Annotated in this window: 13 protein-coding genes; 8 read left to right on the forward strand and 5 right to left on the reverse strand. The window is 57.8% G+C overall.

Annotation, left to right across the window (positions count from 1 at the left end; all coding sequences use genetic code 11):
- Positions 1-81 precede the first annotated feature (81 nt).
- The 3 genes from M4951_RS08310 (at position 82) to floA (ending at position 2107) form a co-directional block, all read left to right on the forward strand.
- A complete protein-coding gene (locus M4951_RS08310; RefSeq protein ID WP_262026016.1) occupies positions 82-597 on the forward strand; it encodes a hypothetical protein in 516 nt (171 codons plus the stop codon).
- 2 nt (positions 598-599) lie between these two features.
- Positions 600-941, forward strand: a complete 342-nt coding sequence (locus M4951_RS08315; RefSeq protein WP_262026017.1) for a hypothetical protein — start codon at positions 600-602, stop codon at positions 939-941.
- 125 nt (positions 942-1066) lie between these two features.
- Positions 1067-2107: a flotillin-like protein FloA gene (gene floA, locus M4951_RS08320; RefSeq protein ID WP_410050431.1), complete on the forward strand. Its 1041-nt coding sequence runs from the start codon at positions 1067-1069 to the stop codon at positions 2105-2107.
- Here the strand turns inward: floA and M4951_RS08325 are convergent.
- Positions 2104-2907, reverse strand: a complete 804-nt coding sequence (locus M4951_RS08325; RefSeq protein WP_262026019.1) for a class I SAM-dependent methyltransferase — start codon at positions 2905-2907, stop codon at positions 2104-2106. The two genes, floA and M4951_RS08325, sit on opposite strands and share 4 nt — an antisense overlap.
- A gap of 134 nt (positions 2908-3041) precedes the next feature.
- Here M4951_RS08325 and M4951_RS08330 point away from each other — a divergent pair, with 134 nt between their 5' ends.
- Positions 3042-3860: a c-type cytochrome gene (locus tag M4951_RS08330; RefSeq protein ID WP_262026020.1), complete on the forward strand. Its 819-nt coding sequence runs from the start codon at positions 3042-3044 to the stop codon at positions 3858-3860.
- 127 nt (positions 3861-3987) lie between these two features.
- On the forward strand, positions 3988-4944 hold the full coding sequence (locus M4951_RS08335) for a hypothetical protein (protein ID WP_262026021.1): 957 nt from the start codon (positions 3988-3990) through the stop codon (positions 4942-4944).
- 32 nt (positions 4945-4976) lie between these two features.
- On the opposite strand, the gene M4951_RS08340 is transcribed toward M4951_RS08335, so the two are convergent.
- Entirely contained in the window at positions 4977-5195 is a 219-nt protein-coding gene (locus M4951_RS08340) for a DUF1653 domain-containing protein (protein ID WP_262026022.1), read from the reverse strand.
- Positions 5196-5497: 302 nt separating this feature from the next.
- On the opposite strand from M4951_RS08340, the gene M4951_RS08345 reads away from it, so the two are divergent.
- The gene (locus M4951_RS08345; protein ID WP_262026023.1) at positions 5498-6967 is read left to right on the forward strand and encodes a circularly permuted type 2 ATP-grasp protein; all 1470 of its coding nucleotides are present in this window, start codon (positions 5498-5500) and stop codon (positions 6965-6967) included.
- Positions 6967-7923: an alpha-E domain-containing protein gene (locus tag M4951_RS08350; protein ID WP_262026024.1), complete on the forward strand. Its 957-nt coding sequence runs from the start codon at positions 6967-6969 to the stop codon at positions 7921-7923. Before M4951_RS08345 ends, M4951_RS08350 begins: the two co-directional genes overlap by 1 nt.
- Positions 7924-8123: 200 nt before the next feature.
- On the opposite strand, the gene M4951_RS08355 is transcribed toward M4951_RS08350, so the two are convergent.
- The 3 genes from M4951_RS08355 to M4951_RS08365 all read right to left on the reverse strand — a co-directional run bounded on the left by M4951_RS08355 (position 8124) and on the right by M4951_RS08365 (position 15091).
- Positions 8124-9023 (reverse strand): transglutaminase family protein, encoded by a 900-nt coding sequence (locus M4951_RS08355; RefSeq protein WP_262026025.1) that lies wholly within the window; start codon positions 9021-9023, stop codon positions 8124-8126.
- Positions 9024-9041: 18 nt separating this feature from the next.
- Positions 9042-11579, reverse strand: a complete 2538-nt coding sequence (locus tag M4951_RS08360; protein ID WP_262026026.1) for a circularly permuted type 2 ATP-grasp protein — start codon at positions 11577-11579, stop codon at positions 9042-9044.
- 80 nt (positions 11580-11659) lie between these two features.
- Positions 11660-15091, reverse strand: a complete 3432-nt coding sequence (locus M4951_RS08365) for a DUF2126 domain-containing protein (RefSeq protein ID WP_262026027.1) — start codon at positions 15089-15091, stop codon at positions 11660-11662.
- A gap of 303 nt (positions 15092-15394) precedes the next feature.
- Between M4951_RS08365 and M4951_RS08370 the strand changes: the two genes are divergently transcribed.
- Entirely contained in the window at positions 15395-15721 is a 327-nt protein-coding gene (locus tag M4951_RS08370; protein ID WP_262026028.1) for a hypothetical protein, read from the forward strand.
- Positions 15722-15736 lie beyond the last annotated feature (15 nt).

Raw genomic sequence — 15736 nt, forward strand, 5'->3', positions numbered from 1 at the left:
GGACATTCAAAATTTGAATCTGCATTTTGAATCGGCGGTTGGTCGCGACGCTCTACGCGACTCACGGATTGGAGTTCGACCATGGATTGTGTCGAGATGACTCGCCAGCGGTTTCTCAGCGATGATCAGGGACGCACGTTTTCGGACGTTGCGAACGATCCCGATCAACCCTTTGACGAAGTGCTCGCATTCTTTAGCGACGAAGGTCGCCAGCGCCGCCTGGAAGAGGCGGAGATCCATCATGATCGTCCCCCTTTGGCTGGCGTCGTGCGCGAACTGGAAGCGATTCCGGCCGTTGATCAAGCGCTCGCCAAAATGCAACTGAACCAAAGCAAACGCTTGCGACAAGCGATCGGCGTCATCGTACGGATGATTATGGAGGCCCGCGGTTGGAGCAAGACCGGGCGGAAGGGATCACTTGGCGTTCGCGCCGCAAAGTCGGCGACCGCGCCGAATCACAATACCGGCGGATTGGCGTTCTGGTTTATTCGCGCCGAGCGATACGAGCGCCCCAGCGGCATGCCGTACCAATCGGTGCGGCAACGATGTCGCCAACTCGATTCGCTCACCCCGCAAACGACAAACAGGGCACACTGAAAATGAATCTTATCCTTTGGATGACCAGTTGGTTTTCCGCCCGCGGCAAGGCGATCTCGCTTTATCGTCGCGGGATGGCGAAAGCCAAGTTGCGCGACTATCCTGCCGCCGTCGACTTTTACTCGCAAACAATCGCACTGACGGCGACTCCTGCTGATGTGCGCGGGATGGCGCTATATAATCGCGCGCTAGTTTACTCGGCTTTGGGAGACGGCGCTAAAGCGACCGATGATTTAAATCAAGTCTTGGCGGTCGCCGAAACTCCGGCCAATATCAAGACCGAAGCGAAGCGAAAGTTAGCTCGCATGCGCCGCCATGCCGGCGACGCGCCAGCCCACGCGTAATCGAATATTCTCAGCGACGTGCGTATCGGTCAGCCGTTCGTCATCCTTTGCAAGACTAGCGGCCGATCAAGGAAACCTGCATGTTCGCAGAAGCTCTCTTGCTGGCCGATCTAGAATTCCTGCAGATGCTTTCTTATGGCGGCATTGCTTTTGTCGCCATCATCGGGCTGATATTTCTGATTGTGGTGCTGCGCTATGGGGCGATCTGGTTTCAGGCGTTTGTCTCTGGCGCCGACATTAGCCTCCGCAGCTTGGTCGGCATGAGTTTGCGGCAAGTTCCGCCGTCGACCATCGTCACCGCAAAAATCATGGGCAAGCAAGCCGGCCTGAGCATCGACCGCCAGTCCGGCATTAGCACGCAGAAGCTGGAAGCTCACTTCTTGGCAGGCGGTGATGTGATGCGTCTGATGCAAGCGTTAATCGCCGCCGATCGCGCCGGAATCGATCTCGATTTTGAACGCGCCGCCGCGATCGAGCTTGCCGGCCGCGACGTCTTTGACGCCGTCCGCACCAGCGTTTCGCCCAAAGTGATCGACTGTCCGCAACCGGTTGGCGGAGTCCACAAGGCGCTCAGCGCCGTCGCCAAAGATGGAGTCGAACTGTTAGTGAGAGCCCGCGTGACCGTGCGAACCAATCTGGCCCAATTGATTGGCGGTGCGACCGAAGAAACGATTGTCGCCCGCGTTTGTCAAGGGATTGTCACGGTCATCGGTTCTTCCAACACGCACATGGAAGTGTTGGAGACGCCGGCCAACATTTCCCGCGGAGTGCTGGAGCGAGGGCTCGACGCCAACACCGCGTTTGAGATTGTCTCGATCGACATTCTGGATGTCGACGTTGGCAAAAACATTGGCGCTCGCCTCCAGACCGATCAGGCCGAAGCCGACACGCGCGTCGCTCGAGCGTTGGCCGAAATTCGTCGCGCTGAAGCGGTCGCCCTGCAGCAGGAAATGGTCGCCAAAGTGGTCGACTGTCGCGTTGCGATGGTGCGTGCTGAAGCCCAGGTCCCGAAAGCGCTCGCGTTCGCGATTCGAGCTGGCAACTTGTACTCGACAGGCGCACCCGTTCTGTTTCTCAATCGCTCCACCCAATCGCGCCCGGTCGATGGCCTCTCGACCGACGGTCCCCTACTGATGCCGCCGCATTCCGGCGACGACAACAACTAGAGCGGCGGCTTGGTCGTCAAAGTCGCGATGGTGGTGGGCGAGAACTGGTTCAATCGCGTTGCGGCGTCAGACCACCAATCTTCATAGAGGTCGATCAACACCAGCCCGGCGGCGAGTTGTCCGCCGATTTGCGACTGCAGGCTATGGCTGAACTCGAACGCTTCTCCGCCGGCCAGTTGACGACGCCGCGTCTGGCTGAGGTCAGGGTGAATCGATTCGTCATAAGGGAGTCGATGCCGGACCAGCAGGGTTTCGGTCGCCGCGTCTTCTTCATGATCGAACAGAAAATAACTGGGGTTCATGAAGCCGGCCAGAAGGCGACCGCCGGGGCGCAATACCCGGGCGCACTCTCGCCACACCGGGCGAATGTCACGTACGAAGACGTTCGAGCAGGGATGGAAGATCAAATCGAACGAAGCGTCGGCAAAGCGAGAGAGATCGGCCATGTCTCCTTGCTCCAGACGTATTTCCAGCCCTTCCCTTTCGGCCACCAGACGATCGAGCGCCAATTGTTCGTCCGAAAGATCGAAGCTGGTGACATGAGCGCCGGCGGCGGCCAATGTGGGCGACTGTTGACCGCCGCCCGAGGCGAGACAGAGCAGCTGCTTGCCTGGCAGATCGCCCAACCAGGATCTCGGCACGGCTTTGGTCGGCGTGAGGATCACCTGCCAATCGCCGGTTCGTGCTCGGGCCACGGTCGCGGCATCGATTGGCAGCGACCAGGGATTGCCGCTACGTGCGGCGTCATTCCAGGCGGCGCGATTGCGGGCCAAGATCGGATCGTTCGTCGGTTGCGTCATAGTTTCGGTTCGCCGCAGAGAGTCTGTAAGTCGTCATACCGCCGCCATTGCGACGCAATCGATACAATCAAGGTTCGGCTTTTCGGCCGATTTTTTTGTCGATTGATAGGCGTCCAAGGGCAAGGCTTTGCGGAATGAGTTACGACAAGTTACCCCCGATCGCCGCGGCGCTATCCCTGATTATCGGTTGGTGGTTCTTCGCAGGCAACGCACTGACGGCGGAGCCAGCCGTCGATTATCCGCCGGGCAAACTGGGAGAAGTCGTCCGACTGGGCGAAGAGATCGTCTTGCAGACTGACCAACATCCTCTCTCCAAGCCGTATGTCGGCAACGCGCTGCGCTGTACGTCGTGTCATTTGGAAGGGGGAAAGCATCCGCAGGCAGGCAGCTTTTTGCAAACCGCCGCCGCCTATCCCGCTTGGTCGCCGCGTGAGAGTCGCGTGATCACGCTCGAAGATCGCGTGTTGAACTGCTTCATGCGCAGCCAGAACGGCGTTCGTCCGCCGAATGGAAGTCAAGTCGCGGTCGCGGTGACGACCTACATCACCTGGTTGTCGACCGGCGCCAAAATCGAAATGAACGCCGAAAAGCCGCTCGGCCCGAACCATGTGCCGCCGATTGATCTTGCCGCGCATCAGCCGGCCAATAGCGAGCGCGGCAAGATTGTCTACCTGCAGCGCTGCTCGGAGTGTCACGGCGAAGATGGCGGCGGCGATGACGATAACCCGCCGCTGTGGAGCGATCGATCGTACAACGACGGCGCAGGGCTAAGCCGCGTCGAGAAGCTGGCGCCTTGGCTGAAAGTCGCGATGCCGCTGGATGACGCGACGCTGAGTGAGCAAGAAGCGATTGATGTCGCCGCGTTTGTAAACAGCCACGCGCGGCCCCGCTTCAACCTGAAGGATCACCTGCCGCCGCCAGAGAGACGCGGCGAGTACAACGCCAAAAAGTAGGGAAGGCCGTGCCTGCCGTGCGTTCTAACGATTCCGTGACATGCCACAACTCAACCGCTAGAATGCGATACGCAGCTATCGTTTCTTGCGACGTAGTTCTTGTCACGAAAATCAGGGCGCCCTGCCCATGTGCATCTTTTCTCAGCCGGTCATGACCGTCAACAAGACGAGGATCTTCGCTCGCACAACATCGGCAAGTTCGCAGTTTCTCGTCTATCAGATGAACTACGAGTCACGCGACGAGAACGCGATGATTTTGCCGTTGCCGGTCAGGCGACCGGCCAATGACGACAACGTACAGTTCATCAACTTGGAAGCGTATCCAAAATTCTTTGACGAGTTGGACGACGGATTTCCCTATTCGCGATCCCAAGGAATTGGTTGCTCGGCCGGGCCAGTGGCCGATTCCAGGTCCGGTTTGGCGGTCTTTGAGGTGGGAAACTACCTCGCGTCGTTTGTGCCGAGTTTGGCCGATTTCTCACGACTCGATCCTCGGTTTGTGCTGCCAGAGGAGACATGGGCGCAGATTCCGCAGTACCAAGATTATGGATTCGCGGTGTTTCAATTGGCGTCCGGCGCGATCCAGCCCCATCCAATGGCGTTGGAGTTTGCAACCGCGCTGCGTGATTCTATCTACTTCCCGACGATGCACATTCACGACGGTGAGGTTCACAAGTCCGAAGAGTTTGATCACGTTCTCTATCTGCAGCACGCAGGCTTCGATAGCCAAGTTCACGGCTACATCAATTCCGATGTCGCCGATTCCGCTACGGGACTCGTACGCTCGAAGCATGTCGCGAAAAACTTTACCGATGTTGACCGGGCTAGCGGCGTCGTCTTGCCTGACTTGTTGGTTCACCGCCAGATCGTGCGCGGCGAACTGCTGAATCAAGATATTGAGATCGCGACGACTGGTGATCCGACGTATCCGGCGCTCAATTTCCGCTGGTTGAAGCCGTTGGCGCCCTGGATGCTGGGGGCTGCTGCCGTCGGCTGGTTCTTGATGCGGCGGGCGAAGATCCGAAAGCGTCAAAGCGAGGATCGCTCGGCTGCGGATGTCGCGCCGCGAAGCGAGGATGATTGATGGCGCGGTCGCATCGCTCGCTGGGGAATCAATCAGTCGGCAATTTTTTCAAACCGCGGAATCGTTTTACCGTCAATCTCGACCGTTTCGGCAAACATTGCGGCTGGCCGGACCCAAAGACCATGCGGGGGATATTCTTGGCGATAGACGACCAGCAGTTCTTCGGTTTCGCTGTGCCGTGCGACGCCTAGCACGGTATATTCCGGCCCTTTGTAGTGGCGATATCGGCCAGGAAGGATCTGGGCATCCATGTTGCGGTTCCATTCAATTGGATTAATTCGGGAGAGTGGCCAAGTAAATCGTCGCAGCGGCCCTTTCAATTGATATCATGAATGCGCAACGGCTATTAGGCCGGGCAAACTTTCAATCTGGTTGCACGAAAAACGGGCATTGTCGCTCCTGTTTTTTTTCGCCGGAAGGCGAATTAACCAGCGTAAACGATTGAATACCGTTAATTTGCGATTCATTTTCGTCCTTGCGACGACGTGGCACAGAACGTGCTACTTTCACCCTACGCTGAGAAAACCCCATCGAAGCGCAGGAGCCGCACGTCATGCAACAACAATCGTCCATAGAACAAGTAAACGGCGTTTCGGAGTACGACGTAGGCGAATATTACGACGAAATGTTCGCGCAGGACTCGTCGCCTCGAGACAATTGCAACCTGCTCTATAAACGGGTCATCGGGCTCACCTCGCTTGATCTGCAACGTCGCAAGTTGGCGGCCGAGCGATCGATGGTGCGGCTGGGAATCACTTTTAACGTCTATGGCGACGAAGAAGGGACCGAGCGGATCATTCCGTTCGATATTCTCCCTCGAATTATCGACGCCGATGAGTGGAAGTGGGTCAGCGACGGTCTGAAGCAGCGCATCGCCGCGTTGAATCTATTTATCGGCGACATTTACAGCGATCAGAAGATCCTGAAAGATGGCGCGATCCCCGAACATGTCGTCCGTTCCGCCGCTTCCTTCCGACCGCAATGCGTCGGTTTGAAGCCGCCCAAGGGAATCTGGTGCCATATCACTGGAACCGACTTGGTGCGGGATCAGGAAGGAAAGTTCTACGTCCTCGAAGACAATCTTCGTTGCCCGTCCGGCGTTTCTTATGTTCTGCAGAATCGCCAGTTGATGAAGCAGGCGTTTCCAGACTTGTTTGAATCGTTGTCGGTCCGACCGATTGACGACTATTGCGGCAAACTGCTCGACGCGCTTAACTTTTTGGCGGAAGACCGGACCGAGACTCCCACCGTCGGCGTGCTGACGCCGGGCGTCTACAACTCGGCTTATTTCGAGCATTCGTTCCTGGCCCAACAAATGGGGGTCGACCTGGTTGAAGGTCGCGATCTCGTCGTACAAGACAAAAAAGTCTTCATGCGCACGACGAAAGGGCTCGCTCGTATCGACGTCCTCTATCGCCGCATCGACGATGATTTTATCGATCCGAAAGTCTTCCGCGAAGATTCGCTGCTGGGCGTGCCGGGGCTGATCGAAGCTTACGAGGCCGGCAACATCGCTCTGGCGAATGCGCCCGGGACCGGAATCGCGGACGACAAGGTCGTCTACGCCTACGTCCCAGAGATGATCAAGTATTATCTGGGGGAAGACCCGATCTTGCCGAACGTCCCGACGTTTGTTTGCTGGGACGAGAAGCAACGCGATCATGTGCTGAAAAATCTAGATAAATTTGTCGTGAAACCGGCCAACGAGTCTGGCGGCTACGGCATGCTGATCGGCCCGCGATCGACCCGCGAAGAGCAAGCGAAATTCGCCGATTTGATCAAAGCCAATCCACGCAATTACATCGCCCAACCGACGCTTAGTCTCTCCCGAGCGCCGGTGATTATTGAGGATCACCTGGAAGGACGTCACGTCGATTTGCGACCGTTTATTATCTACGGTCGTGACGTCTTCGTGCTTCCAGGCGGATTAACCCGAGTCGCTTTGAAAAAGGGCTCACTCGTGGTTAACTCCTCGCAAGGCGGCGGGAGCAAAGATACCTGGGTTGTTGAGGAACTGCCGTAATGCTGAGCCGCGTCGCGGAATCCATCTATTGGATGAGCCGTTACGTGGAACGCGCCGAGAATGTGGCGCGTTTCATTTCTGTCAATCTAAACCTCAGCATGGATCTGGCCTCGGAGGGGCATCAGCAATGGCTGCCATTGGTGACCACGACCGGTGACGACAAGCTGTTCTATGAACACTACGACGCACCGACCAAGCGAAACGTGCTGCAGTTTCTGACGTTCGATCGCAATAATCCGAACTCGATTTTGTCGTCGCTCATCGGAGCGCGCGAATGCGCTCGCAGTATTCGCGAAGTGATCTCGGCCGAGATGTGGGAGCATATCAACAACTTTTACCTGATGGTGAAAGATGTCGGCGGCGCCGATGGCGTCAGCGAAGAGCAACTTGTCTTCTACGAGCAAATTCGGGCCTCGGGACAGCACTTTATCGGCATCACCGATGCGACGATGACCCATGGCGAAGGTTGGCACTTTGGCCAATGCGGACGCTTCATGGAACGCGCGGACAAAACGTCGCGGATCCTCGACGTGAAGTACTATATCTTGCTGCCGAGCCCGCAGCATGTCGGTTCGCCGTTCGACGAATTGCAGTGGTCCGCCCTGCTCCGTTCGGCCAGCGCCTTTGAAATGTATCGCCAGCGTTATGGGCGAATCATTCCGGCCAACATCGTCAGCTTTCTGGTCTTGGACCGGGCCTTTCCCCGCGCGATCCTGCATTGCTTGTCCAAGGCGAACGATTCGTTGCACGCGATCTCTGGTTCCGATCCAGAGAGCTTCAGCAATCTGCCGGAACAACGACTCGGTCAGTTGCGCGCCAGCCTGGCGTTCACCAGCGCCGACGACATCATCAATCGCGGCATGCACGAATTTGTCGACGACATGCAGCGCCGCGTCAACGCGGTAGGATTGGCGCTCTCTAACACCTTCTTCGCACGACAAACCGACGCGGCGTAACGCCGCGTGCTCGCCACAATTCTTCATTGAATAGCGACCGCATTTCCCTGGCATCGACATCAGCCGCACGGCGTTAGCCGCGGTTTTTTTGTCTCCGAATTTCCGTCGACCATGAGTTCCTCTCAGAAACCGCGGCTAATGCCGTGCGGCTGATATTGTGGAGACGAAGAAGACGTTTTTCTGGAAGACGAAGACGCGGACTACGATTGCGACTGCGATTGGGTCGCCATCTCTTCCAGCGGCTCTACATCGACCGAGACGCTCATCATGTGGGCGCCGCCGCCGACGACGACTCCTTGGATCGGCGTGACGTCTTCAAAGTCACGTCCCCACGCGTTGGTGACGTGGTCGGTGCTGCAGAGCATGTCGTTGGTCGGATCGAGATCGACCCAGCCGGTTTTGTCGCCGCAATAGACAGAGAACCATGCGTGCGACGCGTCAGCGCCAACCAAACGAGGTTTGCCCGGCGGCGGCAGCGTGCGGAGATAGCCGCTGACGTAACGCGCCGGCAAGCCCAGCGAACGGAGGCAGCCGATCGCGACATGGGCGAAGTCTTGGCAAACGCCGTGTCGGTTGGCGAACGCTTCGGCGACCGGCGTTTGAATGGTGGTCGCGGACGAATCGTATTTGAAATCGGTCCGAATCCGCTTGGTCAGTTCTCGCGCCGCGTCAAAGATCGGGCGATTCTTGGTGAACGAAATCTTGGCGTATTGCTGCAGTGGATCCAACATCGGAATGTGTCGCGATTTGAATGCGAACTGCAAGACCGAGAGGATACGCGGCGTGCCGGGGCGAAATTGCGCCGCGATTTGTTCCCAGGGGGGATTTTCTTCGATCGGCGGCGGCGGAGAGACGTCGACGCGACTGGTCGCAACGATCGTCAATCCATCGTGCGGCTCGGTCACCGAGAAGTAGTCGACGCGATTGTTAAAATAGTCGCGGCGATTCACGATGGTCGGCGGCGACGGCTGTACGGTCAGACGATACTCGTGGACCGCCTGGCGAGGAAAATTGGCCGGAGCCAGATGAACCAAGTTGTGACAGACCGAGGCCGGCTCGGCGTAGGAGTATTTCGTCGTGTGCGAAATGCGATATTGCATACGTCGTGGCGTGGGCCGTTAGGGACGAATCTCGGTAAGTTGCACTTGCGCGCCGGCGTGCACCAAATAGCGATTGGACAACGCGTCCGCTAGTTTCGGCAACAGCGACTCGATTTCTTGCAGCAGCAGACTGAGCGGAGCGTTGGGATTGAGATCTTCCGATTCTCGGAAGACCGTCACGTCGCACATTCGCGTCTCGTTCAACAGCGTCATCGCTAGTCGCTGCTCGAGCGAAAAAAGTCCTGAGCCCGTGTTATGAGGCAAGGCGTTCACGTGGTCAAGCAGTTGCACCAACTGCCGCGCGATCGAACGCGGATTGGTCTCATCGGTCAGCAGCAGGTCGAGCACCGCCGGCATCTGAACATCGGCCAGATAACGCGAGCGATAGGTCATCGAACTGTCGGAGATTTCCAGCAGCGCTTCCAAGATCGCCGTCAAATCGCCGGTCGGCTCGATCAAGCAATTGCGAAGCAGCCGCACTTGCTGCAACGCTCGCTCGATGCGACGTCCCATGTCGAGGAAGTAATAGATCTGCGTCCGCGTCATGCTTTCCGACACGATACCGCTAAACGCCGCCAGATCGAGGATCAAATCGTCCAGCAGCGCCAGCAAGTCAGAAAGATCCCACTGGCCGATGGCCGGCGGAGTAAAACTTTTATCGATGCGATGCAAAATCCGCCAACTGTCCGACGAAACGCGATCGCGCGAGCGAGTCGTCAAGCGGAAAATCTCGGTCACGATCGCCCGCAAGCTGAACGAGTCGCTGGCGTCAAACACGGCCGGCGGCAACGCTGTCTCGAGCGGCGGCAGCTGTTTCCGAATTTCTTCGATGCCGTAACCAGTTTCGATCTGGCCAATGTCGGCCAGCGCTCGCAGCAGCGCCGGCGTTTCGGGCTGTTCTTCTAAGATCGATTCGCTGGTCAGACGGACAATGGTCGCACGCAACAAGCGAGCGCAAACGTCGGCGCGTTCCAGATTGCGACCGAGCCAGAACAGGTTCTCGGCGACGCGACTGGGCAGCTCACCGCCGGTCCGTTTCAGATCAATCGGTCCGCCCGCTTTTTTCAGCAGCGAAACCCGATTGACCGGGCCTTGCGAAAGGACCCACGCGTCTTTGCTCTTTTCGCCGGCGAGGATCGACATTTCGAGCGGATCGGGCGCCGCCGAAACGCGAACGAGTCCCCCCTGCATCACTTCAAAGTCATCGCCGGATGCGACGGCGAACGCGCGCATCGCGATCGGCGCGGGAGCGATTCCTTGCGATTTCCAGACGGGGCAAGTGGAGCGTTTGACGACTTCTTGGCCCACGTACTGATGGGGATCGGAGCGAATCATCTTGATCGTCGCTTCGCGCGACTGATTGCGCACCATGTTGGCGAAGGCCAACTCGCGCCCCCGCATGCGATAGGCGCGTTTGACGATCAGCGTATCGAGATTGGCGAGGACGTGGTCCATCTGGTCCGGATCGCCGCACCACCAGGTTGCGACGCCTGGCGTCAGCAAAGGTTCGCCAAACAGTTCCTGGCAAAGCTTGGGCATGAACGCCATGAAGATCGGCGACTCGACCAGTCCCGAGCCCAACGGATTGATCACCGCGACGTTCCCGTTGCGCGAAGCTTGCAGCAGTCCGGGAACCCCTTCGGAGGTGTGGCTCAACTCGAGCGAGTCGCATTGCTCGCTGTTGGGGCGACGAATAATGACGTCGACCTGAATCAAACCGCCGAGCGTTTTCAGCATCACGCGGTGATTGCGGATCGCCAGGTCGGAGGCTTCAACCAACGTGTATCCGAGATACCGCGCCAGGTAAGCGTCTTCAAAGTAGTTGGGGCCGCCGGAACCTTGGCTCAGAATCACGACGCGCGGGTTTTCGACGCGTGGAGCCGCGGCCGCGACGGCGCGCTTGAAAGCGAGAAAATATTGGGCGAGACGTTGAACGTTCGCTTGATGGAAGATCGTTGGTAACGTGCGTGACTGAATCAGGCGATTCTCTAGCACGAAGCCGGCGCCAGAAGGAGCTTCGGTTCGGTCGGCCAGCACCCACCATTTGCCGTTCGGCGCACGAGCCATATCGGCGGCGTAAAAATGCAGAAAATGATTGGCCGGCGGTCGTTGGCGGTGGAACGGCCGACAAAAACCGGGATGGCTAAACACCACTTCCGGCGGCAGCACGTTGCTTTTCATCAGCTCTTGATGACCGTAGATATCGGTCAAAATCGCTTCGAGCAAACGTGCGCGTTGCTGCAGTCCCTTGACCGCGACATCCCAGTCCTCGCTCGGGATGAGCAGCGGAATAGGATCGAGCTCCCAGGGGCGAGCTTCTTTTTCGTTTTCTTTCCACGAACTGTACGCCAAACCGTTACGGTTCAGCGCGCGATTCGCTTGCTGCCAGCGTCGTTTGAATCCCTCGACGCCCAGACTTTCGATCGCTTGCACAAAAGGGCGCCAGGCGCCGCGCAGTCCGCTGGCGTCATACAATTCGTCGTAGACCCCTTCTCCTTTCCGATATTGGGAAAAGAGAGCAGGTGTCGGCGGCGCGTTCGGGGAAGCATTCGACACGGGGCGTTCGTTCGACAATGGTGGGGGCGTCGTCGTCGACGGATTGGTCGACGGATCAAATGGATCGCGACGAAGCGGGCTCACTTCCGTACCGTTTTACCCCGACGTAAATCTAACGTGAAGGGGAAGTCAGAATTCGGTTCATCTTGCGGCATCGGCATCTTGCCTGCGGTATGCCCCATTTGGTGGAAGCGTGCGGCTCGGCGCGATTCGGCTTCAAAGGCATTCACCGGAAATGACTCTGGATTATTTCCGCCGGGATGGCCCACAAAGTATCGGCACCCGCCCAGTGAACGCTGTTGCCAAATATCAAACAAGTCGAACGTCAGCGGTTCGTCGACCGGAATTGTCGGATGCAAGCATGATGGCGGCTGCCAGGCGCGATAACGCACGCCTGCCGCAAATTGCCCTTGTACCCCAGTCGGATGAAGCGGCACTTTGCGGCCATTACAGGTGATCATGTAGCGTTCTGGGGTCATGCCGTCGACGCGGACCTGAAGTCGTTCAATCGACGAGTCGACGTATCGCGCCGTTGCGGCGGCGCCCTGCTCTTCTCCCAGCACGTACCAAGGTTCGATCGCGGTGCGAAGCTCGATATTCACGCCGCGCTGCGTAAAGTGCCCGATCTTGGGGAACTTGAACTCGAAGTGAGGAGCGAACCACTCGGCCTTGATATCGAAAGCGTGTTGGTTCGTTTCCAGGATGACGTCTTCAAAGTCTTGCCAGACGAAGTACGGCAACATGAAGCGGTCGTGCAGCGTCGTATCCCAATCGACCAGCGGCGTGCGATACGGATCTTCCAGGAAGCGGCAGACCAGCGAACGAAGCAGCAACTGCTGCGTCAGACTCATGCGAGCATGCGGCGGCATTTCAAACGCACGAAATTCGAGCAGGCCGCGGCGTCCAGAACTGCTGTCGGGCGAAAAGAGCTTGTCGATGCAGAACTCGCTGCGATGCGTGTTGCCGGTCATGTCGACCAGCAAATTGCGGAAAATACGATCGACCATCCAAGGAGGACATTCGCCGTTTTCGGGAATTTGCTCAAAGGCGATTTTCAACTCGTAGATCGCGTCGCGACGACCTTCGTCGACGCGCGGCGCCTGCGAGGTCGGGCCGATGAACGAACCGCTGAACAAGTAAGAGAGCGAAGGGTGATTGTGCCAATAGGCGACCAGACTGCGGAGCAAGTCGGGACGCTTCAGGAAGGGACTATCGCCGGGAGTCGGTCCGCCGATGACGACGTGATTTCCACCGCCAGTGCCGGTGTGACGACCATCCTGGTTGAACTTTTCGGTTCCCAGACGCGAGTAATGCGCATCTTCGTAAACTCCGGTGGTGATATCGACCAACTGGTCCCAGTTGTGGGCCGGTTGAATGTTGACCTCGATCACGCCGGGATCAGGAGTCACGCTGAAGCTGTTGATCCGATCGTCGTGCGGCGGCAAGTAACCTTCGATCACGACCGGAACGTTCAACTCTTTGGCGGTTTGTTCGATCGCAGTCATCAAATCGAGATAGGCTTCGATCCGATCCAGCGGCGGGCAGAAGACGTGCAGTCGTCCTTCGCGAGCTTCGATGCAGAGCGCGGTCCGAATGATCGACGAATCGTAGGTGGCGCTGTCCCAGGTAGAACCATGGCCGTTGCCGCCGCCGGCGGACGGAGATCGTCCACTGCCGAGCGATTGGCCATGCATCGCTTGTCCGGTGCGCACTCCGCCGAGTCCGCCGTTGCTATGCGTACGAGCGTAAATGGGCGCCTGCGAAGCGCCGGTCAGCATTTCTATTCCGCTGTGGCGTGCGACCAGTTCTTCGTGCGACATCAGCGAAGTGCGCTCGGCCAGCGGATCCAGCGGGAAGAGTATCGAACGTTCGTTCTTGGTCTCCCAAATCAGCGAATCGAGCGGCAGACGCAACCCCATCGGCGAGTCGCCGGGGACCAGGAACAATTCTTCGGAGCGAACCACCCACTCGCCGCTAATCCAGCGAGGCGTGGGCTCCCAATGCGCGAATTGCAGCGGCAGGATGACGCCGACCGGGCTGGTGAGCCCTTGCTCGAAGATCCGCGCCATGCGCAGACGTTCTTCTTTGTCTTCGAGTTTGGAATCATAGGGATCGACATTCGCCGGCATCCGACGTTCGCGCCACGCGTAATAAAACGCATCTTCGTAGGCGAAGCTGACGTGCTGCGGATTGACCTCGATCTTTTCGGCCAGGATGACGCCAAATTCTTTCGCCACGTCGGCGGTATGTCCGTAGTCGACATGATCGACGGCGAACAGTTCCGGGTTCTCCCAGATCGGTTGTCCATCTTCGCGCCAATAACAGCGGAATGCCCAGCGCGGAAGCGGTTCGCCGGGATACCATTTGCCCAGGCCGTAATGGAGCAGTCCGCCGGGGGAAAAGCGATTGAACAGCCGTCGCATCAGGTCGTCGGCCAGACGTCGCTTGGTGGGGCCGACCGCGGCGGTGGTCCACTCTTCCCCTTCCATGTCGTCGATGGAGACAAACGTCGGCTCGCCCCCCATCGTCATTTTGACGTCGGCTTGATCGAGACGCTGATCGACTTCTCCGCCGAGCGCGTAGATCTTTTCCCATTCTTCTTCGGTGTACGGTTTCGTGACGCGCGGATCTTCCCAAAACCGCGACACGTTCATCGAGAAGCTGAAGTCCACTTTTTCACAGGCCTCGTGACCACCGTCGATCGGCGCGGCGCTGATCGGCGAAGGCGTGCACGCGAGCGGAATATGCCCTTCGCCGGCCAACAGTCCAGAGGTCGCGTCGAGACCGATCCAGCCTGCGCCCGGCAGAAAGACTTCGGCCCAAGCATGCAAGTCGGTGAAGTCGATTTCGGTGCCGGAGGGGCCATCCAACGATTTGACGTCCGGCTTCAACTGAATGATGTAGCCGGAAGCGAACCGAGCTGCGAAACCAAGGTTGCGTAACGTTTGCACCAACAGCCAGGCCGAATCGCGACAGGAACCGCGGCGGAGCGTCAAAGATTCTTCCGGCGTTTGCACGCCGGGCTCCATGCGGATTTCGTATTCCATTTCTTGATGGATACGTTGATTGAGGTCGACGACAAAGTCGATCGTCTTGCGCGGCGTTCGATCGATCGAATTCACCAACTCGGTAAGAAGCGGGCCAGCCGGTTCTTTTTCAAGGAACGGCAGGAGATCGGCTTTCAGCGCGGCCTCATAAGCGAACGGGTACATCTCCGCGTCGGGTTCAATGAAGAAGTCGAACGGATTGATCACCGTCATCTCGGCGATCAAGTCGATATCGACGCGGAAATGATCGACCGGCTCGGTGAAGACGACGCGGCCGACGAAGTTGCCGAAAGGATCTTGCTGCCAGTTTAAAAAATGAGCTTTCGGGCTGATCGTCAGCGAGTAGCTATGAATCGGCGTACGGCAATGGGGCGCTGGCCGCAGACGGATGGTTTGCGGGCCCATCCCAATGTGACGGTCGTATTGATAAAAGGTCGAATGATGCAGCGCGGTCAGAATCGCCATCGTGGTAGTGCCTTTACGTGCGTCGCGGCTATTTTGCTTTTGGTGGGATGGGGGAAAGCATCTATGCTATCAAGCAAATCTCGGGCCTCGCTCTAATTTTGCTCTAAGTTCGTTCCAGGCAAAACTTTCCGGGCGTTTTTTGCCTAAATTTAAAGCACCATGCGCGCTCGTGTCGCGAAATAACGATTGGCGCATCGGAATCCTACAGACCTGAATCGTTTGCGCTTGACATGGTCGCCCACTCCCTAGATAATTGGAGAGCACATGAGATCGAGTCTCATTTTCTGAAGAGTACGCTTCAATATGCAGATCGCCCGAGAATATACGGTCAACACCGTTTACGCTTCCACGGATGGAGAGCGCACTGCTGTGGTTGTTTGCACCAACGATGATGGCGATAGCCACATCGAGGTACGACAGCAATCATGGGGGGGCGATCGCGTCGGTTGGTTTACTCAGTCCAGCATTCGCCTTGCCGCCGATCAATTGGCCCCGATGCGTCAGGCTCTGGGACAAGCGGGCGCAATGCCGCAAATGGTCGCCGAGACCAAAAAAGAACGCCGGATCACTGGAGAGCGACCCGACGTCTTTGCGTCTCACTTAAAGGTCTGGCAAGCCGAATCGGCCTAATTTCAGCTATTCTTA

Origin of the sequence: Blastopirellula sp. J2-11 (genome assembly GCF_024584705.1) — a bacterium.
Lineage (GTDB): Bacteria > Planctomycetota > Planctomycetia > Pirellulales > Pirellulaceae > Blastopirellula.

Coding starts and splice junctions, on each gene's coding strand:
- M4951_RS08310 (WP_262026016.1), top strand. CDS start 82: ATGGATTGTGTCGAGATGACTCGCCAGCGGTTTCTCAGCGATGATCAG.
- M4951_RS08315 (WP_262026017.1), top strand. CDS start 600: ATGAATCTTATCCTTTGGATGACCAGTTGGTTTTCCGCCCGCGGCAAG.
- floA (WP_410050431.1), top strand. CDS start 1,067: ATGCTTTCTTATGGCGGCATTGCTTTTGTCGCCATCATCGGGCTGATA.
- M4951_RS08325 (WP_262026019.1), bottom strand. CDS start 2,907: ATGACGCAACCGACGAACGATCCGATCTTGGCCCGCAATCGCGCCGCC.
- M4951_RS08330 (WP_262026020.1), top strand. CDS start 3,042: ATGAGTTACGACAAGTTACCCCCGATCGCCGCGGCGCTATCCCTGATT.
- M4951_RS08335 (WP_262026021.1), top strand. CDS start 3,988: ATGTGCATCTTTTCTCAGCCGGTCATGACCGTCAACAAGACGAGGATC.
- M4951_RS08340 (WP_262026022.1), bottom strand. CDS start 5,195: ATGGATGCCCAGATCCTTCCTGGCCGATATCGCCACTACAAAGGGCCG.
- M4951_RS08345 (WP_262026023.1), top strand. CDS start 5,498: ATGCAACAACAATCGTCCATAGAACAAGTAAACGGCGTTTCGGAGTAC.
- M4951_RS08350 (WP_262026024.1), top strand. CDS start 6,967: ATGCTGAGCCGCGTCGCGGAATCCATCTATTGGATGAGCCGTTACGTG.
- M4951_RS08355 (WP_262026025.1), bottom strand. CDS start 9,023: ATGCAATATCGCATTTCGCACACGACGAAATACTCCTACGCCGAGCCG.
- M4951_RS08365 (WP_262026027.1), bottom strand. CDS start 15,091: ATGGCGATTCTGACCGCGCTGCATCATTCGACCTTTTATCAATACGAC.
- M4951_RS08370 (WP_262026028.1), top strand. CDS start 15,395: ATGCAGATCGCCCGAGAATATACGGTCAACACCGTTTACGCTTCCACG.